The sequence below is a fragment of the Microbispora sp. ZYX-F-249 genome (genome assembly GCF_039649665.1).
In the GTDB taxonomy this organism is placed as follows: domain Bacteria; phylum Actinomycetota; class Actinomycetes; order Streptosporangiales; family Streptosporangiaceae; genus Microbispora; species Microbispora maris.
On sequence record NZ_JBDJAW010000021.1, the window covers coordinates 1 to 19,833 of the forward strand.

The 19,833-nt window shown below is 72.9% G+C and carries 16 protein-coding genes and 2 tRNA genes; 9 read left to right on the forward strand and 9 right to left on the reverse strand.

Translation table 11 applies throughout. From position 1 onward, the window contains the following. Nucleotides 1–64 precede the first annotated feature (64 nt). A complete protein-coding gene (dusB, locus tag AAH991_RS23725; protein ID WP_169983268.1) occupies nucleotides 65–1,177 on the reverse strand; it encodes a tRNA dihydrouridine synthase DusB in 1,113 nt (370 codons plus the stop codon). 102 nt (nucleotides 1,178–1,279) lie between these two features. Between dusB and AAH991_RS23730 the strand changes: the two genes are divergently transcribed. The 5 genes from AAH991_RS23730 to AAH991_RS23750 all read left to right on the forward strand — a co-directional run bounded on the left by AAH991_RS23730 (nucleotide 1,280) and on the right by AAH991_RS23750 (nucleotide 4,548). Next, nucleotides 1,280–1,942 carry an ACT domain-containing protein gene (locus AAH991_RS23730; protein ID WP_346228101.1) on the forward strand — a complete coding sequence of 221 codons (663 nt, stop codon included), beginning with the start codon at nucleotides 1,280–1,282 and terminating at the stop codon, nucleotides 1,940–1,942. Nucleotides 1,943–1,996: 54 nt separating this feature from the next. After that, a tRNA-Gly gene (locus AAH991_RS23735) sits at nucleotides 1,997–2,068 on the forward strand. Between the two features lie 30 nt (nucleotides 2,069–2,098). Further along, nucleotides 2,099–2,169 (forward strand) — tRNA-Cys (locus AAH991_RS23740). 195 nt (nucleotides 2,170–2,364) lie between these two features. Continuing rightward, entirely contained in the window at nucleotides 2,365–3,618 is a 1,254-nt protein-coding gene (locus AAH991_RS23745) for a serine hydrolase domain-containing protein (protein WP_346228102.1), read from the forward strand. Nucleotides 3,619–3,771: 153 nt separating this feature from the next. Next, nucleotides 3,772–4,548, forward strand: coding sequence for a hypothetical protein (locus AAH991_RS23750; protein ID WP_346228103.1), 777 nt, complete (start codon nucleotides 3,772–3,774; stop codon nucleotides 4,546–4,548). An 84-nt stretch (nucleotides 4,549–4,632) separates the two neighbouring features. On the opposite strand, the gene AAH991_RS23755 is transcribed toward AAH991_RS23750, so the two are convergent. From AAH991_RS23755 to AAH991_RS23775, 5 genes are all read right to left on the reverse strand, one after another. Next, nucleotides 4,633–5,397, reverse strand: a complete 765-nt coding sequence (locus AAH991_RS23755; protein ID WP_346228104.1) for a phosphatase PAP2 family protein — start codon at nucleotides 5,395–5,397, stop codon at nucleotides 4,633–4,635. Beyond that, nucleotides 5,381–6,154 carry a phosphatase PAP2 family protein gene (locus AAH991_RS23760; RefSeq protein ID WP_346228105.1) on the reverse strand — a complete coding sequence of 258 codons (774 nt, stop codon included), beginning with the start codon at nucleotides 6,152–6,154 and terminating at the stop codon, nucleotides 5,381–5,383. Before AAH991_RS23760 ends, AAH991_RS23755 begins: the two co-directional genes overlap by 17 nt. Beyond that, a complete protein-coding gene (locus tag AAH991_RS23765) occupies nucleotides 6,151–7,155 on the reverse strand; it encodes a YihY/virulence factor BrkB family protein (protein WP_346228106.1) in 1,005 nt (334 codons plus the stop codon). The genes AAH991_RS23760 and AAH991_RS23765 overlap by 4 nt, the downstream gene beginning before the upstream one ends. Nucleotides 7,156–7,388: 233 nt before the next feature. After that, complete coding sequence (locus tag AAH991_RS23770) at nucleotides 7,389–8,111, reverse strand: hypothetical protein (RefSeq protein ID WP_346228107.1); 723 nt, start codon at nucleotides 8,109–8,111, stop codon at nucleotides 7,389–7,391. A 199-nt stretch (nucleotides 8,112–8,310) separates the two neighbouring features. Beyond that, a complete protein-coding gene (locus AAH991_RS23775; protein WP_346228108.1) occupies nucleotides 8,311–8,703 on the reverse strand; it encodes a VOC family protein in 393 nt (130 codons plus the stop codon). Between the two features lie 49 nt (nucleotides 8,704–8,752). On the opposite strand from AAH991_RS23775, the gene AAH991_RS23780 reads away from it, so the two are divergent. Beyond that, entirely contained in the window at nucleotides 8,753–9,211 is a 459-nt protein-coding gene (locus AAH991_RS23780) for a MarR family winged helix-turn-helix transcriptional regulator (protein ID WP_346228109.1), read from the forward strand. Between the two features lie 30 nt (nucleotides 9,212–9,241). On the opposite strand, the gene pgeF is transcribed toward AAH991_RS23780, so the two are convergent. Then, nucleotides 9,242–9,931: a peptidoglycan editing factor PgeF gene (gene pgeF, locus AAH991_RS23785; RefSeq protein WP_346228220.1), complete on the reverse strand. Its 690-nt coding sequence runs from the start codon at nucleotides 9,929–9,931 to the stop codon at nucleotides 9,242–9,244. A 58-nt stretch (nucleotides 9,932–9,989) separates the two neighbouring features. Here pgeF and AAH991_RS23790 point away from each other — a divergent pair, with 58 nt between their 5' ends. Continuing rightward, nucleotides 9,990–11,033, forward strand: coding sequence for a zinc-dependent alcohol dehydrogenase family protein (locus tag AAH991_RS23790; protein ID WP_346228110.1), 1,044 nt, complete (start codon nucleotides 9,990–9,992; stop codon nucleotides 11,031–11,033). Here AAH991_RS23790 and glgA read toward each other — a convergent pair. After that, a complete protein-coding gene (glgA, locus tag AAH991_RS23795; protein ID WP_346228111.1) occupies nucleotides 11,017–12,201 on the reverse strand; it encodes a glycogen synthase in 1,185 nt (394 codons plus the stop codon). The two genes, AAH991_RS23790 and glgA, sit on opposite strands and share 17 nt — an antisense overlap. A gap of 4 nt (nucleotides 12,202–12,205) precedes the next feature. On the opposite strand from glgA, the gene glgC reads away from it, so the two are divergent. Continuing rightward, nucleotides 12,206–13,513 (forward strand): glucose-1-phosphate adenylyltransferase, encoded by a 1,308-nt coding sequence (gene glgC / locus AAH991_RS23800; RefSeq protein ID WP_346228112.1) that lies wholly within the window; start codon nucleotides 12,206–12,208, stop codon nucleotides 13,511–13,513. Nucleotides 13,514–13,607: 94 nt separating this feature from the next. Next, nucleotides 13,608–14,459 (forward strand): phosphotransferase, encoded by an 852-nt coding sequence (locus tag AAH991_RS23805; RefSeq protein WP_346228113.1) that lies wholly within the window; start codon nucleotides 13,608–13,610, stop codon nucleotides 14,457–14,459. On the opposite strand, the gene AAH991_RS23810 is transcribed toward AAH991_RS23805, so the two are convergent. Beyond that, the gene (locus tag AAH991_RS23810) at nucleotides 14,456–19,777 is read right to left on the reverse strand and encodes a non-ribosomal peptide synthetase/MFS transporter (RefSeq protein WP_346228114.1); all 5,322 of its coding nucleotides are present in this window, start codon (nucleotides 19,775–19,777) and stop codon (nucleotides 14,456–14,458) included. The genes AAH991_RS23805 and AAH991_RS23810 overlap by 4 nt on opposite strands. Nucleotides 19,778–19,833: the final 56 nt, after the last annotated feature.

Genomic DNA, 19,833 nt, shown 5'->3' on the forward strand with positions numbered 1-19,833 from the left:
GCGGGCGCCCGAGCCGCGCGAGCGGAGCGAGCGCCATAAGCACAGCGAGCGCCGTGGGCAGGACTCAGCCGCCGGAGGTGGGGTCCTCGGCTCCGGCGCCGGGGATCGTCATGTCGTCGGGGTCGTCGAGCCAGCCGTGCGGCAGGGACACCTTGGACCGCTCGCCGCTCTTGCCACGAGGGCCGTCCGCCTCGTCCGGCCAGGGCTGGTCGGCGTCCAGTTCGGCGACCCGCTCGGCCATCTCGGACAGCCCGGTGACCGAGGTGAGGGCGCGGCGGGTCTCCGCCCCGACGACGAAGCCCTTGAGATACCAGCCGACGTGCTTGCGGAAGTCGGCCAGCCCGTGGCGTTCGCTGCCAATGACCTCGCAGAGCAGCTCGGCGTGGCGCAGCATCATCGCGCCGACCTCCCCGAGGCGGGGGCGGGTGCGCTCGGCCGAGCCGCGGAAGGCCAGGTCGAGGTCGCGGAACAGCCACGGCCGGCCCAGGCAGCCCCGGCCGATCACCACCCCGTCGCAGCCGGTCTCCGCGACCATGCGCAGCGCGTCGTCGGCGCTCCAGATGTCGCCGTTGCCGAGCACCGGGATCTCCGGCACGGCGTCCTTCAGCCGCTTGATCGCGTCCCAGTGCGCGGTGCCGCCGTAGTGCTGGCGGGCCGTGCGCGCGTGCAGCGCGACGGCGGCGAGGCCCTCCTCGACGGCGATCCTGCCCGCCTCGACGTAGGTCAGGTGGTCCTCGTCGATGCCCATGCGCATCTTCATCGTGACCGGCAGCGGCCCGGCGCCGGCCACCGCCTCGCGCAGGATGGCGCGCAGCAGGTTCCGCTTGTACGGCAGGGCCGACCCGCCGCCCCTGCGGGTGACCTTGGGCACCGGGCAGCCGAAGTTCAGGTCGATGTGGTCGGCCAGGTCCTCCTCGGCGATCATCCGCGCGGCCTTGCCGATCACGGCGGGGTCGACCCCGTACAGCTGGATGCTGCGGGGCGACTCCTCCGGGCCGAACCGGATCATCTGGAACGTCAGCGGCACCCGCTCGACCAGCGCCCGGGAGGTGATCATCTCGGAGACGAACAGGCCGCCGCCCTGCTCCCGGCAGAGCGTGCGGAAACCGATGTTCGTGATGCCCGCCATGGGAGCGAGCACCACCGGGGGCCAGACCTCGAGCGCGCCGACTTTCACACCTTCATTTTCCCCGCTGCCGGATGTGAGCCGTACAAGATCGTGGACGTGGAGCTTTTGCCCCGGATAATCTGACCTGGACCAACGGTGGGGGAGGTCGTCATGCTGTTGCGGCTGAGAATCGCCTTGCCGGATCGTCCGGGCTCGCTGAGCCACGTGACCGGGGTCCTGGGGGCCGCGGGCGCCGACATCACCCAGGTGACGGTGCTCGACCGGGGCGACGGCCGCGCCCTCGACGACTTCACCGTCTACTGGCCCGACTCCGCCCCCCGCGAGGACCTCGTACGGGCCATCGAGGACATGGACGGGGTCCGGATCGAGGGGATCTGGGGCACCAGGGAGGCGCCCGGCACCTACCCGGAGCTGGAGATCCTGAAGTTCCTCGCCACGGCGGGCGACCGCGCGCTCGGCACGCTGATCGACTCCATGCCGGTGCTGTTCAGCGCCGGCTGGGCCGCGGCGGCGACCGAGAAGGACCCGCGCGTCACCGTGTACGCGAGCTGGCGCGCCCCCGAGGACATCCCGTTCCCGAAGGAGACCCCGCCCAGGCCGACGGCGACCACGCTGCCATCCGGCCTGCACGTCATCGTCGCGCCGCTGCCGCCGCTGGCGTTGGCGCTGATGCTGGCCAGGGCGGAGGGGCCGGCCTTCCACCGCAACGAGGTGCACCGGCTCACCCGGATCCTGGAGATCTTCCTGACCCTGCCCGCGATCGAGCGGGGAGCCGACCGCGCCTTCCGCGGACCGACCGCCCGGCCGTTCTGAGTACACACTGGGGGCGAAAACCCGGTACAGTAGCCACGTCGCCGCGAGGCGGACGCGGAAGTGGCTCAGTGGTAGAGCATCACCTTGCCAAGGTGAGGGTCGCGGGTTCGAATCCCGTCTTCCGCTCCGAGAGGTCACGAATGCGGGCCTCGCTCTGGTGGAGTGGCCGAGAGGCGAGGCAGCGGCCTGCAAAGCCGCGTACACGGGTTCAAATCCCGTCTCCACCTCTTTTTGTGATTCGGTTCCGGAATCGGCGTCGTGTGTCATGCGGCGCCCGGAACTTCTTTGCCTCCACGATCGTCGCCCCCGGCTCCGGGCTGCGCCGAGGCGTGCGTTCCGGTCGATGGTAGAGCCGGCACCACCACGGAAAGGCGTGCCTGCACTCTCGATGCGGGCTCCCCGTCCCCAGCAGGATCGTCACCATGACCGATCACTCGACCGATCACTCGACCGATCACTCGACCGATCACATGCCCGGGCGCGCCCGTTCCCGCCGGTTGATCCATCTGTCGGCCGCCGTGCTCTCCTTGACGTACGGCCTCGCCGCCGCACAGGACACGGCGCACGCCGAGAAGACCGCGCACGCCGAGAAGACCGCGCACGCCGATCGGACCGTGCACACCGAGGCCGCCGCGCGGCCCGGGAACAGCATCCAGGAGTCGCTGGACCGTCTCGTGCGGTCCGACGGGTTCCCCGCCGCGCTGGCCTCCGTACGCGGCCGCGACGGGCGTGTGCGCGACTACACGGCCGGGGTCGCCGACCTGCGCACCAGGGCGAAGGCGCCGGTCGACGGCTACGTCCGCATCGGCAGCAACACCAAGACCTTCACCGCCGTCGTCGTGCTGCAGCTCGCCGGTGAGGGCAGGGTGAGACTCGACGAGCCGATCGAGACCTACCTGCCCGGGCTCGTCCGCGGCGGGGGCGGCGACGGCCGCCGCATCACCGTGCGGCAGCTGCTCCAGCACACCAGCGGCCTGCCCGACTACACCGCCTTCCTCGCCGAGGACCCGCTCTCCCACCGGAACACCTACATGCAGCCCCGCGAGCTGCTCGACATGGCGCTGAAGGAGAAGGCGCGCTTCAGGCCCGGCGCGAAGTGGGAGTACAGCAACACCAACTACCTGGTCGCCGGGCTGCTGATCGAGAAGGTCACCCGCCGTCCGCTGGCCGAGCAGATCGATCAGCGGATCGTCAGGCGGCTCGGACTGCGCCACACCTACCTCCCGGACGCCGGCGACCGAAGCGTCCGCGCGCCGCACCCGAAGGGCTACCACCGCGACGAGCCGGACGAGCCGTTGACCGACGTCACCCGCTGGGATCCGTCGCAGGCCTGGGCCGCCGGGGGGATGATCTCCACGCCGAGGGACGTGAACCGCTTCTTCGGGGCCGTGCTCGGCGGCGAACTGCTCGAACCCGAGCAGCTGAGGGAGATGCGGACCACGGTGAGGGCGGACGGCCTCGGCAAGGGCGCGCGCTACGGCCTCGGCCTGATCAGCACACCGCTGAGCTGCGGCGGCCTCGCCTGGGGCCACGGCGGCGACATCTTCGGCTATCACACCGGCAACGCCGTGACCGAGGACGGCCGGGCCGCCGCCGTCGCCGTCACCCGGCTACCCGGCAGCCTCGAGGCGCTCGGCCACGTCGACAAGGCCGTCGACGCGGCCCTCTGCTCCTGAGATCCCCCGCGACGCCCGCACCGGTGGCGCATTGGTACGGCCGCCACTGGTGCCGCCATGCCGAGGACAAGTCGGAGTAAGGGTTCTTCTCAATGCCCGATGCCGGGCGCACACTGAAAGGGACACCATAGGCGATTTAGCGTGGAGTAGCTCGTGCACGGTCACATGCCCCCGGCGATGCCCATGCTGTCTCGTGGCAAGCATCGCAATCCCAGCAAGGGCGCCTGCTTCATGGAGTTCGCGTCCTACCTCGCAGGTGAGCGGTGGAGCGACCATCCGTCGTGCACACACCCGCTGCTCGCCGGGCTCGCCAGGCTCGTCAACGACCACACCTCCGACGCCGCCCGGCCCCGGCTTGCCGAGCTGATCCCGTCGGTGATCGGGCTGACGGGCGACGATCCGCGACTCGACGCGCGGATCGCCCTGTGCTCGGCCAGGGCCGCGCTGCCGGTCGTCGCGCACGAGCGCCAGCTCGCGATGGCGGTGGCGATTCTCTCGGGCGAACACGTGCTCGCCGAACTGGAGGGCCGCCCGGCCCGCGACCTGAGCGAGCGCAGCAGGCAGGCGCTGGCCGAGGTGCCGGACGCCACCCGCTGGGCCTGCACCTTCGGCCGCGGCGTACGGGTCTCGCCCAAGGGTTTCCGCAGGTACGCCGCGCCGAACACGGTGCAGCTCGCGGTCCGGGGCATCGCCCAGGCGTGCGTGCCCGACCCCGATCCGCTGCTGCGGGACCTGCTGGCCGAGGCGATCGACGACTGCTGGGCCCTGTTGCGCCCTGCCGCCGGAACCGGCGCCGGAACCGCCGCGGGAGCCGTAGCCGGAACCACTGCCGGAACCGCCTCGGGGACCGCCGCCGGACAACCGGCTCCGGCCACGGTCGATCCCGCACGCTGGGCCGACGCCTGCCGTCTTGCCGGCGTTTCGGCCTGACCGCCCCGGCCGCCGGCTCCCCTTGGACGGGAGCCGGTCGGCCCGGGGCGGCGGAGCCGGTGAAACCTGTGCGGCGGGAGCCGGTCAGGCCCGCGCGGCGCCGCGTACGGCACGCCCGCTCGCGGCGCGCCGCGACGCCGCGAGCGGCCGCAGCAGCAGGGCCTGGGCGAGCACGACCACGCAGAAGATCCCGAGCACGTAGCCCCAGCTCACGTCCGTCAGATGGTGCATGCCCCGGTAGAGCCGCGCAAGACCGACCGCCAATGCCGCGCCCGCGCCGAGCAGCCACCACAGCGCCTTGAGGATCGTGTGGCGGTGCGTGTGCAGCGTCAGGACGAGCGCGGTGCCGCAGTAGAAGGCCACGGCGGCGCTGGTGTGCCCCGACGGATAGCTCGACGTCGGCGGCGCGGGGTCGAGGTGCGGCACGTGCGGGCGGGCCCGCTGCGCGAACACGGTCGCGAGCAGGAAGATCGCCGACTGGGCGCAGACGGCGGCCACCAGGAAGACCGACTCCCGCCAGCGCCGGTAGACGAGCCGGAAGAGCACCGCCATGATCGCCGTCACCACGATGATCACGGGGGTGTCGGACAGCATCGAGGCGTAGTGGGTCACGTCGTTCCAGAACGGAGTGCGCTCCTGGGCGATCTCGCGGCTGATCGCCTCGTCCTGCGCGACGAGCGTCGAGTGCTCCATGACCTTGGTGATCAGCAGGCCGATCCCGAGGGTCACCAGGGCCATGAGCACGAGCGGGAGCAGGATCCTCCGGCCCGCTTCCGCGGCGACTCCGTGCGCGGGCGCGGAGGACGACCCCCGTCCGCCGCGGGCCGGACGTTCACGAACGGTGGCCAATTCGTCCTCCTTGGGGGGTGATTTCGCTCTGGGCCTCCGGCCCGACGCCCTCACGTAACGGCTGAGCCGGGCGGCGGCCCGCGTCCCGCCGGCGCCAGGTCTCGAACGCGGCGGCCGTGGCGGCCACCACGGCCACGCCGAACACCAGGCCCGCCACCACGTCGCTGAACCAGTGCACGCCGAGCGCGATCCGGCTGAAACCGACCGCCAGCGGGATCAGCACGGCGAGCGCCCAGGCGAGTGCGCGCCCCCGCTCGCGTACGAGGGGCAGGACGAGCAGCAGCAGGATCCCGGCTCCGAGCGTGGCGTTGACCGTGTGCCCCGAGGGGAAGGACGCGCCGGGAGCGATGGCGACGGGGTCGGGCAGGCTGGGCCGGGCCCGCGCGACGACGACCTTCAGGGCGAGGCCGAGCAGTCCGCCGACCGTGAGCGTGGTGGCCGCCCACAGGGCCAGGTGGTAGGCGCGGCGCCAGACCAGCCAGGCGACCGCGGCGCCGACCGCGATCCGCCACGTCAGCGGTGCGAAGACGTCGCTGACGAGTTGCATCAGCCGGGCGAAGCCCGGGTTGCCGATCGCGTAGACGTGCAGGTCCCGCGCGGCGCCCTCGTCGATCTCGGTGAGCGGTCCGAAGGAGGTCTTGACGAAGACCAGCAGCACCGTGAACGGCACCCCGATCAGCGCCACCGCCGCCACCGCCACCGTCAGCCGCAGACCGAGTCCGTGCCGGGGGTCGAAACGCCTGCGCCACCAGTTCATCGGCCGCTCCCGACGGGCTGGTGCTCCCGCGGCGCGCTCGGGGCCGGGGCGGGGCCGGGGTCGGGTTCCGCCGGTTCGCCGCGCCCCGCCCGGCAGGCCTCCAGCTGCGCCGAGAAGGCCAGGCCGAGGAAGAGCGCCATCGAGCTGAGGAACGCCCACAGCAGCAACGCCACGATCGCCGTGAGCGGTCCGTACGTCGCGCCGAACGTGCCGCTGCCGGCCGTGTAGAGCGCGAGCAGCCAGGTGAACAGCGTCCACAGCAGCACGGCGACCGTCGCCCCGACCGCGAGCCAGGTGTGGCCCGGCTGCCTGCGCCGGGGCGAGGCGCGGAACAGCACCGAGATCGACAGGACGGCGAGCAGGAAGCCGATCGGCCATCGCAGCCAGCCCCACAGCCGCTCCGTCGTGTCGCTCCAGCCGTAGGCGTGCGCCGCGGCCTCGCCGACCGCGCCGCCGCCGACCAGGATGACGAACCCGACGCTCATGAGGAGGCCCGCGGTGACGGCCATCAGCAGCGCCCTGCCGTACTTGGCCGCGAACGGGCGGTCGCGCTCGATGCCGTAGATGCGGTTGGCCCCGCGTTCGAACTGGCCCATGGCGGTGGTCAGCGACACCAGCGCGGTCAGCAGGCCGAGCCACAGGGCCAGCTTCCCTCCCACGCCCGAGGCGTGGTGGCTCTGGTCGAGGGTCTCCTGGATCACGCGCGAGCCCGCGCCGGGGGTCAGCCGCCGCAAGGTGAGCTCGAGGAGCCGGCCGAAGCGCTCCTGGTGCAGCACCGAGCTCAGGCCGACGACGGCGATCGCTCCCGGGATGATCGCGAGGCAGGTCTGGAAGGCGAGGGCGCGGGCGTTGCTCGTGCCGTCGCCATACCTGAACCGGACGTACGCGTCACGGATGAGGTGCCAGCCGCCGTACCGTCGCATGGCGGCGTAGGCGTCGTCGGCCGACAGCTCGTCGCCGCTCATGCTCCTGGTCTCCGGCACCGGGGTCGCGGTTCCCATGTCAGTCCCTCACAGGTCGGGGGGGTGGGGACCCGCCGGAGGCCGGGTCGCGGGCCGGCCTCCGGTGGGTCCCCGCCGGCCCACCGACTACCCCGATCACGACGATTGGAACGCCAGGCCTACCAGAAGATCCCCTGACCCCGGCCGCTGCTCACCGGTGACGCGCCGGAGGACCGGCCCGACCGGGCCGGTCCTCCGTGTTCACCGTTATGGGTAGTCCGCCGCCTTCGGGGTCAGAGGACGGCGCAGCCGACGCGTACGGGGACCTTGGCGGACCAGCGGCCGGAGATCACGTCCTGCGCCTGCGCGTAGGCGTTGGCCGGCTTGCCCCCGAAGGCGCAGTCGAACACGCCGGTCTTCTTGCCGAAGCTCCCCGCGACGTATCCGCTGTGCGCGCTCGCGGTCACCGTGCCGCTCCAGTAGACCTTGCCGCTGGTGTACCGGATGTAGAGCCTGACCTGCCCATGGTTGAAGTGGTCGCCGTTGATCTTGAGGCGCGGGATGTCGTCGACGGAGGTGCTGGTGGAGGTGCCGTCGCCGTTGTCCACCGGCGGGACGGTGTAACGGGTGATCCACAGCCTGGCCGAGACCTTGCGCTCGGCCGCCTTGCCGTTGTCGAGCTTGGCCTGCGCGCGGACGGCGGGGGTGACGCACACGTCGTCGCCGGTGAACGCCTCGCGCCACACGTAGCCCGTCGTGCAGGTGTGCGGGCCGTACGGGCCGGAGGTCCAGCGGGACGCCTTGGCGGCGTTGTCGGCGAGGGTCCGGGTGCGGGTCGCGGAGGTCACGCAGACGTGGTCGGTGGGGCCGGCCTCGCGCCAGACGTAGCCCTCGATACAGGTGTCCGGGCCGTAGTCGCCGCTCGCGGAGGCCGGACCGGCCATGAGGGTGACGGGGGCCGTGACGGCCAGACCGGAGATCGCGGCGGCGGCCAGACCGAGCAGGGTGCGCTTCATGACTGTCTCCTGGAAGTGCGGGGTGAGGGTGCTTCCCGGTCTGGCCGTCGCCGCCGGGGCGGTACACCTCAGTGATAGGCCCGCACGCCTGCACGCCTCTTGCCGCAGGCTTTCCGCAACCGCTGCAAGCCGCCCGCAAGCCCGCCGCCGCCCCGCCGCGATCCCGCCTCCCTGGAGGCCGGTGGAGACGGCGCGGCGCTCAGTAGGACTGGAGCTCGACGAGGTTGCCGTCGGGGTCGCGCAGGTGGGCGGTGCGGCAGGTCGGCCCCCATTCGGGCCGGTCGCCCGGCGGCACCACGACCCGGCCGCCGCACGCCGCCGCCACGGCCGCGGCGCGCTCGACGTCGGCCACGGTCAGGACCAGCATCGTCGCGCCGCCGGAGCCGTCGAGGCTGATGCCGGTCACGCGTTCCAGCATCGACCGGTCGAGCAGCGCCAGCACCGCCTCGGTTTCCCGGTCCCAGTTGGCGTACGGCCCGTCCTCGGCGCCCTTGACGAGCCGGGCCCCGGCGACGACGGTGAGCAGACCGTCGTAGAAGCGGAAGGCCTCGGCGAACCTGGAGGTGAGCACGCGGGGGTAGAGAGCGTCCATGAAAATCCTTGGGTAGCACCAATCATTGGCCTGCCCTATCCTGCTCCTTGTGAGTGAGGTGCCGCAACTTCCCCCCTCCCTGCTCGGCATCACCGCGTTCCTGCTGTCGAAGGTGGGCATCGCTGGTCGACGCCGTATGGGCGACCGTCTCCGCGCGCACGGCATCGGCCTGTGGGACATGGCCGTGCTCGCCGCGCTCCGCGACTTCGGCCCGGCGTCCCAGCGCGAGCTCGGCGCCCGGCTGGGCATCGACCCCAGCGACCTCGTGGCGGTGATGGACACGCTCGTGCCGCTGGGCCTGGTGGATCGCGAGCGCGACCCCGTGGACCGGCGGCGCTACCGGGTCGCGCTCAGCCCCGCGGGCCGGGCCACGCTGGAGGCGGCCCTGCGCGAGGCCGGGGAGGTGCGCGACGACCTGCTGGCCGCGCTCGACGAGGACGAGCGGGCGACCCTGCACGCGCTGGTCAGGAAGGCGTACGCCGGGCTGGAGCCGCGAGCGCGGGCCTGACGGGCCTCGGGCGGGCGTCGCCGAGCGGTCTCAGCCGGCGGTGAGCCAGACGTAGCCGGCGAAGCGCCCGGTGCGCTGTTCCCGCCGGTAGGAGTAGAGGTCGTCCGTCTCGATCGTGCAGCGGTCGTCGTGCCGGACGTCGGCCACGCCGGCCCGGGCGAGCTGGGCCGCGATCCCCGCCCTGATGTCGAGCGCGGGCGTGCCCCGCCGGGTGCGCGACCAGGTCTCGGGCACGCGGGCGGCGACGCGCTCGCGCAGGTCCTCCGGCACCTCGTAGCACCGCCCGCACGCCGACGGCCCGATCACCGCGACCATCCGCTCCGGCTCGGCCCCCCGGGCCGCCATCGCCTCGACCAGGGCGGGGACCACGCCCGCCTCGGTGCCCGGCCGTCCCGAGTGCGCGCCGCCGACCAGACCGGCCACCGGGTCGGCCACCAGCACGGGCGCGCAGTCGGCCACCAGGACCGCCAGGCCGAGCCCGGGACGGTCGGTGAACACCCCGTCCAGCGCGGGCGGGTCGTCCCCGAACGGCCGTGCGGCGTAGGCGACGTCGGTCCCGTGGACCTGGCGCATGAACACCACCTGGTCGAGCCCGAACTCCGCGGCCGTCTTCGCCCGGTTCTCGGCGACCGCCGCGGGGTCGTCCCCCACCGCCCCGCCGAGGTTGCGCGTGCCGTACGGTCCGGCGCTCACGCCGCCGTGCCGGTCGGTGAAGGCCATCCGTATCCGGTCGATCGCAATCACCCGATTAGCGTACGGCCAGGGAAAGGAGCGTGAGATGCGCGCGGTGGTGTACGAGGAGTTCGGCGGGCGGGCCGAGGTGCGCGAGGTGGCGGACCCGGTGGCGCCGCCGGACGGCGTGGTGATCAGGGTCGAGGCGACCGGGATGTGCCGCAGCGACTGGCACGGGTGGATGGGCCACGACGCGGACATCACCGTCCTGCCGCACGTGCCCGGGCACGAGCTGGCGGGCGTGGTGCACGCGGCCGGGCCGGGCGTGTCCGGCTGGCGGCCCGGCGACCGGGTCATGGTGCCGTTCATCTGCGCCTGCGGGAGCTGCCGCGAATGCGCCGCCGGCGACCAGCAGGTGTGCGAGCGCCAGACGCAGCCCGGCTTCACCCACTGGGGGTCGTTCGCCGAGCTCGTCGCGATCGACCACGCCGACGTGAACCTCGTGCGGCTGCCCGACGGCATGGCGTTCGCCACGGCGGCGAGCCTGGGCTGCCGCTTCGCCACCGCGTTCCGGGCCGTCGTCGAGCAGGGGCGGGTCCGGGCGGGCCGGTGGCTCGCCGTGCACGGCTGCGGCGGGGTCGGGCTGTCGGCCGTGATGATCGGCGCCGCCGTGGGCGCGCGGGTGGTCGCGGTGGACCTGTCCCCCGCCGCGCTGGATCTGGCCGAGCGCTTCGGCGCGGCCGAGTGCGTCCTGCTCGGCGAGGGCGGCTCCCCCGAGGAGGCGGCCGCACGGGTCAGGGCGGCCACCGGCGGCGCCGGCGCCGACGTCTCCCTCGACGCGCTGGGCGCCGCCGCGACCTGCGCCACGTCGATCGGCGGCCTGCGCAGGCGGGGCCGCCACGTGCAGGTGGGCCTGCTCCCCGGGGAGACCTCCCTGCCGATGGGCCGGGTGATCGCGCACGAGCTGGAGATCGTGGGCAGCCACGGCATGGCCGCCCACGCCTATCCCCCGATGCTGGAGCTGATCGCGGCGGGCGTGCTCCGCCCCGACCTGTTGGTCACCCGCACCATCGGTCTCGACGACGCGCCGGACGCGCTGACCCGGCCGGGCGCGTCCGCCGGCGTCACCATGATCATCCCTGGCGGGTGAGCGACGCGTAGAGCTCGTGGGTGCGCTCGGCGATCCGCCGCCAGGAGAAGTGCTGGATCGCCCGCGCCCGCCCGGCCTCGCCCATCGCGGCGGCCAGGCGCGGATCGCCGAGCACCGTGTTCACCCGCTCGGCCAGCGCGGCGGCGAACGCCTCGGGGTCGTGCGGCTCGCCGTCCCCGCCCTGGTCGATCGGGACGAGCAGGCCCGTCTCGCCGTCGGCGACGACCTCGGGGATGCCTCCGGTCGCGGTCGCCACGACGGCGGTCTCGCACGCCATCGCCTCCAGGTTCACGATGCCCATGGGCTCGTAGACCGAGGGACAGACGAACACGGTGGCGTGCGTGAGGATCTGGATCACCTCGGGCCTGGGCAGCATCTCGGAGATCCACACCACGCCCTTGCGGGAGGCCGACAGCTCGCGCACGAGCGCGGTGACCTCCTCGGCGATCTCCGGCGTGTCGGGCGCGCCGGCGCACAGCACGAGCTGCGCCGCCGGGTCGAACGAGCGGGCCGCGTGGAGCAGGTGCACCAGGCCCTTCTGCCGGGTGATCCGCCCCACGAAGACGACGTACGGCACGGCCGGGTCGATGCCGTGCCGCACCAGCGCCTCGGTGCCCCGGGAGGGCGCGTACTCCTCGGTGTCGATGCCGTTGTGGATCACCCGTACGCGCTCGGCGGGGATCTCGGGGTAGGCCGTGAGCACGTCGCGGCGCATGCCCTCGGACACCGCGATGATCGCGTCGGCCGACTCCAGCGCGGTCCGCTCCGCCCACGACGACAGCGTGTAGCCGCCGCCGAGCTGCTCGGCCTTCCACGGCCGCAGCGGCTCCAGGCTGTGGGTGGTGGCGACGTGCGGCACGCCGTAGAGCATCTTGGCGACGTGGCCGGCGAAGTTCGCGTACCAGGTGTGGCTGTGCACGACGTCGGCGCCCTCGCAGCCGGCGGCCATCTCGACGTCGACGCCGAGCACCTGCAGGGCGGCGTTCGCGCCCGACAGCCCCCCGGGGACCGCGTAGGCCCGCACCCCGGGCTCGTCGCGCGGGGCGCCGAAGCAGCGAACGCGCACGTCGGCCAGCCGGCGGAGCTCCCGGGCGAGGTACTCGACATGGACTCCGGCGCCGCCGTACACCTCGGGCGGATACTCACGGCTCAGCAGATCGACACGCATACGAGTGAGCTTAGAGTCCCCGATCCGCACTGTTTGCCGGTGTCCCTGGTGTTTGTTAGCCATTTCGCGGGTTAAGGTCCTGCCTATGAAGGTCCTGGCGATCGTGCTCGCTGGTGGTGAGGGCAAGCGGCTGATGCCGCTGACCGCGGACCGGGCCAAGCCCGCCGTGCCCTTCGGGGGTATCTACCGGCTCATCGACTTCGTGTTGTCGAATCTGGCCAACGCGCACTACTGGCAGATCGTGGTGCTGACGCAGTACAAGAACCACAGCCTGGACCGGCACATCTCCCGGACGTGGCGGCTGTCGTCGATGCTCGGCAACTACGTGACCCCGGTGCCCGCGCAGCAGCGGCTCGGGCCGCGCTGGTTCGCCGGATCGGCCGACGCGCTGTTCCAGAACCTGAACCTGATCTACGACGAGCTGCCCGACCATGTGATCGTCTTCGGCGCGGACCACATCTACCGGATGGATCCCCGCCAGATGGTCGACCAGCACATCGACTCGGGCGCGGACGTGACCGTCGCCGCGATCCGCCAGCCGCTCGAACTGGCCGACCAGTTCGGGGTGATCGAGGCGGACCCCTCCGGCCGCCGGATCGTCGCGTTCCGCGAGAAGCCGAAGGACGCGGTGGGGCTGCCCGACGCCCCCGACCAGATCTTCGCCTCGATGGGCAACTACGTCTTCAAGACCCAGGCGCTGATCGAGGCCCTGCGCGAGGACGCCCTCGACCCCAGCAGCAAGCACGACCTCGGCGGCAACATCATCCCGATGTTCGTCAAGAGCGGCGGCGCCGAGGTGTACGACTTCGCGGACAACGTGGTGCCCGGCTCCACCGAGCGCGACCGGGGCTACTGGCGCGACGTGGGGACGCTCGACGCCTACTACGAGGCCAACATGGACCTCATCTCGGTGCAGCCGGTCTTCAACCTCTACAACGACCGGTGGCCGATCTACACGGGCAACGACCCGCTGCCGCCGGCGAAGTTCGTGCACAACGAGGGCGACCGGGTGGGGCACGCGCTGGAGTCGCTCGTGTCGCCCGGGGTCATCGTGTCGGGCGGCACGGCGTTGCGCTCGATCCTGTCCCCCGGTGTGGTGCTGCACTCCCACTCGCACGTCGAGGACTCGGTGCTGATGGGCTCGGTCAAGGTCGGCAGGGGCGCGATCGTCCGCAAGGCCATCATCGACAAGAACGTGGTGATCCCCGACGGCGCCCGGATCGGCTTCGACCTGGAGTACGACCGCCAGCGGTTCGCGGTGACCCGCAGCGGTGTCGTCGTCATCGGGAAGAACGAGATCATCGACCGCTGAGCCGTGCGGGCGCGTCCGCCCCGCGCCGGTCGTGAGCCGTGGGCAGGCGGCCCGCCCTCTCCCGCATCCTCCCGGAGCGCGGCAAGATGTGCGAATGGATCTCGACATCAGCGCGGTCTGTGATGCGTTCGGCCTCGGCCTGGCGGTGACGCGAGGGCTGCGGGTGGCCGGCTACTACCACAACGAGGTGTGGCGGCTCGACACGATCACCGGCGCGTACGCCGTGAAGCGGCTGCCGCCGTCGGCCGCGCCCGCCGTGGAGATCGAGGTCTCCGCCTGGCGGGCGGGCATCCCGGTGCCCGAGCCGGTCCCGTCGCCCGCGACAGGAGCGTACGTCGTCCCCATCGGGGACGGCGCGGTGCGGGTGCACCGCTGGCTCGACGGGAAGGCGCCCGCCCTCGGCGATCTCAGCCCCGAGCTGTCGGCCGCGATGGGCGAGCTGGTGGCCGCCGTCCACACGGCCGGTCGCGGCATCGCTCCGCAGGAACCACCGCGGGCGGACCCCTCCGGACGAGCGGCCACGGATGCCGCGTCCGGACCGGCCGGCCTCGCGGCCGCGACCGCGCGACCGGCCGGGGTGGGCACCCTGACCATGTCCCACGGCGACCTGCACCCGAAGAACGCCCTGCTCCGGTTCGACGGCAGCCTGGCGATCATCGACTGGGACACCGCCGGTCCGTACGTCGCCGAGCAGGAGGCCGCGGGCATGGCCCTCGACTGGGCGGCCCGCCTCGACGGGAGCGTCGACGTCGACCGGTTCGACGCCGCCGTGTACGGCTACCGCAAAGCCGGCGGCGACATCCCGGCGGAGCCCTGGGTCTTCGGCGGCTGGGTGCGCGGCTATCTGGCCTTCCTCGACGGAGCCGGGCGGAACGAGCCCACCGGCACGCTCGCCCGGCTCCGCTGGGTCGAGGCCAACCTCGACGCGCTGACCCGGCGCCTCTAGACGGCGGCGCGACGCCGGATGGCCTCGACCCCGACGAGGTCGTCGGGCAGCGCGTCCGGCGTCTCGGTGTCGAGGCGGGCCAGCCGCCTCACCCGCAGGGCGCCGGCCGCCACGAGGAGCATGCCCAGCGCGCACACCAGATAGAGGAAGGCGATCCCGCGGCCGGGGCCCACCCCGATCAGGGCGCCCACGGTCGGGGCGAGCGCCCCTCCCGGGGCCAGCATCGGGTCGAACAGCGCGGCGCCGAGCGGGGCGACCAGGCCGATGCCGACGGGCAGCGTCGACCAGGCGACCAGCGTGTTGAGCGCGAAGACCCGCCCATGGAACCGCGCGGGCACCTTGATCTGCACGATCGTGACGTAGATGCCGTTCATCAGCGTGAGGAAGTAGCTCAGCGCGAACGCCCCTGCGCCGACCACGGCAAGCGACGGGGCGAGGCCGGTGACGGCGCCGCCTGCCGCGATGGCCACGGCGAAGGCGAGCACCGCGCGGAACCGCCCGCGGCGCGGACCGCCCCACAGCGACATGGTCAGCCCGCCGAGCATGACGCCGAGCCCCGACACCAGCGAGATCACGCTGACGTCCTCGAGCGTGGCGAAGGAGAGCACCAGCGGCGAGACCAGCAGGAGCAGCGGGGACAGGAACACGTTGAGCACGGCGAAGAACACCAGCGTCGAGCGCAGGCCCCGGTCGTGCCACGTGTACGTGAAGCCCTTGGCGATCTCCGTGCCCAGCGGCTCGCGCGGCCGCCAGGGAAGCGTGTCGGGGAAGCGGACCAGCAGCACCGTGACGATGGCGAACGCGTAACTCGCCACGTCGATCGCCACGATGCCGCCGAGCCCGATCCAGGCCAGCAACCCGGCCGCGACGAGGGGGACGACGAGCTGCGCGACACCGTTGGTCATCTGGGTGACGCCGATGGCGTGACCGAGATAGTGCTTGGGGACGAGTTGCGGCACCGCCGACTGGTAGGCCAGCCGTTGGAAGCTCGTCGCCATCGACAGGCTGACGATCAGCAGGTAGATCTGCCAGATCCGTACGTCGCCGAACAGGAGCAGCCCGGCCAGCACGGCCTGGATCCCGACCGAGGCGCAGTCGGCGAACAGCATCACGCGCCGCCGGTCCGCCCGGTCCACGATCGCCCCGGCCAGCGGGGAGATCAGCAGCCCGGCCAGGTTGAGCACGGCCAGCGTGGAGAACTGCCCGATCGAACCGGAGTCCATGAGCACGGTCAGCGGCAGGGCCCACCCGGTGAGCGCCGAGCCGATCATCGAGAGCTGCTGCCCGGCGGAGATCGTCAGGAAGCGGCCCATGCTGGGCCGCACCCCCTGCTTGTCGGACCCGGGCGGGGCGGACCCGCGCGAGACCGCCTGCACCCACCACGAGGGGTTCCCCGAGCGGTCGGAGACCTCCATGTGGGTGTGGGTGCGCAGGGCGGCGGCCAGTTCCTCCGCGCGGTAGCGCAGGAAGTAGTGGCCGCCCTCGTCGAGCACGACCAGCGCCGTCACGTCGGTGAGGAAGCCCCACTCGCGGTAGCGCTCCGCGTAGAAGTCGGTGGCGGGGTCGCGCTCGCCGATCACCGAGATGATCGGAGCGCGTAGCCGTGGCCGGTCCGGCGCGTCGAACAGCCCGGTGAAGTACTTCTCCGCGGCCTTGGAATCGTGGCGCATCGTACGGATGATGCGGTCGGCCACGCCGGGATCGAGCTCCTCGAGGTCCACCCCACGGGCCTTGAGGCGGTTGATGTCGGTCTGACTGCTCCGGAGGCGGTCGAACTCCCCGATCCTCGACAGCGCCCGCATGAGCCCGCGCGGCCGGGCGAACGGGAAGATCGCCCCGACGTAGACGGCGTCCACCGCACGGCCCGCCGCCTCGGCCCTGGCGGCCAGCTCGACCGCGAGCGCGGCGCCGACCCCGCAGTGGCCGTAGATCACCAGGGGGCCCTCGATGGCGAGGATCTCCTCGGTGGCGCGGGCGGCCAGCTCGGCGAACTCCATCGGCTCCTCGTCCAGGCCCACGTCGTGGCCGGGGATCGCGAGCGCGTACAGCGCCTGGTCGGCCGGCAGGGCGTCGGCCAGCGGCTGGTAGACCACGGCGCTGCCCGACCCGTACGGCACGCACACGTAGGTGACGCTCGCCGTGCGTGCCGGGGTGAGCCGCTGGAGCAGCGGGCGCGGGCCGTCCTCGCCGGAGCCGGCGTAGGCCGCCAGTTCGCGCACGGTCCGGTAGGTGAAGACGTCCACCAGCCCCACCTGCGCCGACCCGGCCGGGAGCGCCCTGCGGAGCTTCGCGACGACCTGGACGGCGAGCAGCGAGTGGCCGCCGAGATCGAAGAAGTCGTCGTCGGCCCCGATCCGCTCGGCCGCCAGCACGTCGGCCCAGACGGCCGCGACGGCCCGCTCGATCTCGGTCTCCGGCGCGGCGTACGGCACGTCGGCCTGGACCTGCGGGACGGGCAGGGCGGCCCGGTCGAGCTTGCCGTTCGGCGTGAGCGGAAGGGCGTCGAGCGGGACGAACATCGACGGCAGCATGTACTCCGGCAGCGTGCCCCTGATCGCCGCGCGCACCTGGGCCGGCTCGGGCACGGCGTCGCCCGTGAGGTAGGCGACCAGCCGGGGGTCGCCGGGCACGTCCTCGCGGACGATCACCGCGGCGTCCCGCACACCGGCCTTCTCACGGAGCACGGCCTCGATCTCGCCGAGCTCGATGCGCAGGCCGCGCAGCTTGACCTGGCCGTCGAGGCGGCCCAGGAACTCGATCGTGCCGTCCGGCAGCCAGCGGGCCGCGTCACCGGTGCGGTAGCGGCCGCCGGCGAACCGCTCGGCGGTCAGCTCCGGGCGGGCGTGGTAGCCGAGGGCGACGCCCACGCCGCCGATGTACAGCTCGCCGGGCACCCCCACGGGCACGGGCTCGCCATGGCGGTCGAGGACGTGCAGCGTGATGTTCTGGATGGGCGAGCCGATCGGCACCCTCGCCCGGCCCGCCAGCGCGGACGGTGTGCACTGCCAGGCGGAGACGTCGACGGCCGCCTCGGTGGGGCCGTACAGGTTGTGCAGTTCGGCCGGGAGCGTGCGCAGGCAGCGCTCGGCCAGGTCGACGGGCAGTTCCTCCCCGCTGCACACGATGACGCGCGGCGAGGTGCAGGTCTCCACGCCCTCTTCGGCGAGGAACGCGCCGAGCATGGACGGCACGAAGTGCAGGACGGTCACCCGCTCGGCGTTGACCAGGTCACGCAGGTACGCGGGGTCGCGGTGGCCTCCGGGCTCGGCCAGCACAAGCCGCGCACCGGTGAGCAGGGGCCAGAAGAACTCCCACACCGAGACGTCGAACCCGGCCGGTGTCTTCTGCAGCACCACGTCGGCGTCGGTGAGCCGGAACCGTTTCTGCATCCAGTCGAGCCGGTTGACGATGCCGCGGTGGCTGTTGGGCACGCCCTTCGGCCGGCCGGTGGAGCCGGAGGTGTAGATCATGTACGCGGCCGTGCCGGGCCCGCCCCTCACCTCGGGCGCGGTCGCGGGCAGCCCGTCCCATACGGCGTCCAGGTCGAGCGGCAGGATGACGGCGCCGCCGGTGGCCAGCCGCTCGGCCAGGTCCTGCTGGGTGAGCACGACGGGCGCGCCCGAGTCCGACAGCATGAACGCCAGCCGGTCGGCGGGGTAGCCGGGGTCGAGCGGCACGTACGCCGCGCCGCTCTTGAGCACGCCGAGCAGTGCGGCGACCAGGTCGAGCGAGCGTTCGGCGCAGACCGCGACCAGACCGCCCGGCGCCACGCCGAGCCCCACGAGGCGGTGCGCGATCCGGTTGGCCCGCTCGTCGAGCTGCCGGTAGGTCCACGACCGCCCGGCGAAGGTCACCGCGACGGCCTCGGGGGTGCGGGCGACCTGCTCCTCGATCAGGCCGTGCAGCGTGGCCGTGTCCGGGTAGTCCGCGCCGGTCGCGTTCCACCCGGCGATCAGCGCGTCGTCGCCCGTCAGCGGCAGCCGGCTGATCGGGACGTGCGGGTCGCGCACGATCGCGCGCAGCAGGTCCTCGAACTGCCCGGCCATCCGGGCGATCGTGCTCTCGCGGAACAGCTCGGGCCGGTAGGTGAACGCGCAGTGCAGGCCCCCCTCGTCGGTGGGCACGGCGTACAGCTCCACGTCGTGCCTGGTCGACGTGGGGGCCAGCGCGAGGACCTCGGTCCCGTCGCCGGGGGCGAACTCGTGCAGCGTGCAGATCGTGTCGATCAGGGGCGGCCTGCTGGTGTCCCGCGGCACGCCCAGGGCGTCGACGAGCTGGGCGAAGGACAGTTCCTCGTGATCGAGCGCGGCGAGGACCGTGCCCCTGGTCCGGGCGAGCAACTCGGCGAACGTGGGCTCGCCGTCCAGCCGGGCCCGTATCGCCAGCACGTTGACGAACATGCCCACGACGTCCTCGAACTCCGGTCTGTTCCGCCCGGCCACCGGCACGCCGACGGCGAAGTCGTCCTGGCCGGTCAGCCGGGAGAGCAGGACCTGGTAGGCGGCCAGCAGGGTCATGAACGTGCTCGCGCCGTGGTCCCGGCTCAGCGCGGCGACGCCCTCCACCAGATCCGGCGCGAGGGAGCGTACGTGGGTCGCGCCGTCGAGTGTCTGAAGCGCCGGACGGGGCCGGTCCGTGAGGAGTTCGAGGCGCGGCAGCCCGGCCAGCTCCCCGCACCAGTAGTCCAGCTCGCGGTCGGGAGACCGCTCACGCTGCCACGCGGCGACGTCGCCGAAGCGCACGGCGGGCGCGGGCGGCTCCTCGCCGCGGCAGAGCGCGAGCAGGTCGCGCATGAGCAGGTGCAACGACTGGCCGTCGGCCACGATGTGGTGCACCAGCAGGGCGACGATGTGCTCGTCCTCGCCCTTGCCGACGACGACGCACTTGAGCAGCGGTCCCCGGGCGAGGTCCAGCGGGATGGCGCTCTCGGCGCCGATGAGCGCGATCGCCTCCTCGTCCGTGACCGCCGTGGTGCGGTTCAGCGGCACCTCCGCCGTGTCCACGACGTGGACGGCTGGCCTGCCCTCCTCGGTCGCCGGGAACCGCTGGCGCAGGCCCTCGTGCCGGGCCGGCAGCGCGGCGAGCGCGCGGGTCAGCCGGTCCTCGTCCAGCGGCTCGCGTATCCGTACGGCGAGCACCAGGGTGTAGGTGGTGGTGCCCGGCGTGAACTGCTCCATGAACCACAACGGCTCCTGGGCCGGGGACATCGGGGGTTCGACGCCCTCCGGGCGCCGGGGGATGGGATCGCGTGCGGAGCGGGCCCGCAGCCTGCGTCGGAGCAGTTCTCGCTTGGCGTCTGACAGGTCAGCCACAGACATGTGACACGGCCCTTCGATGGCGTACAGCGGACAGTCACGCACGCAGGGAGACGAGC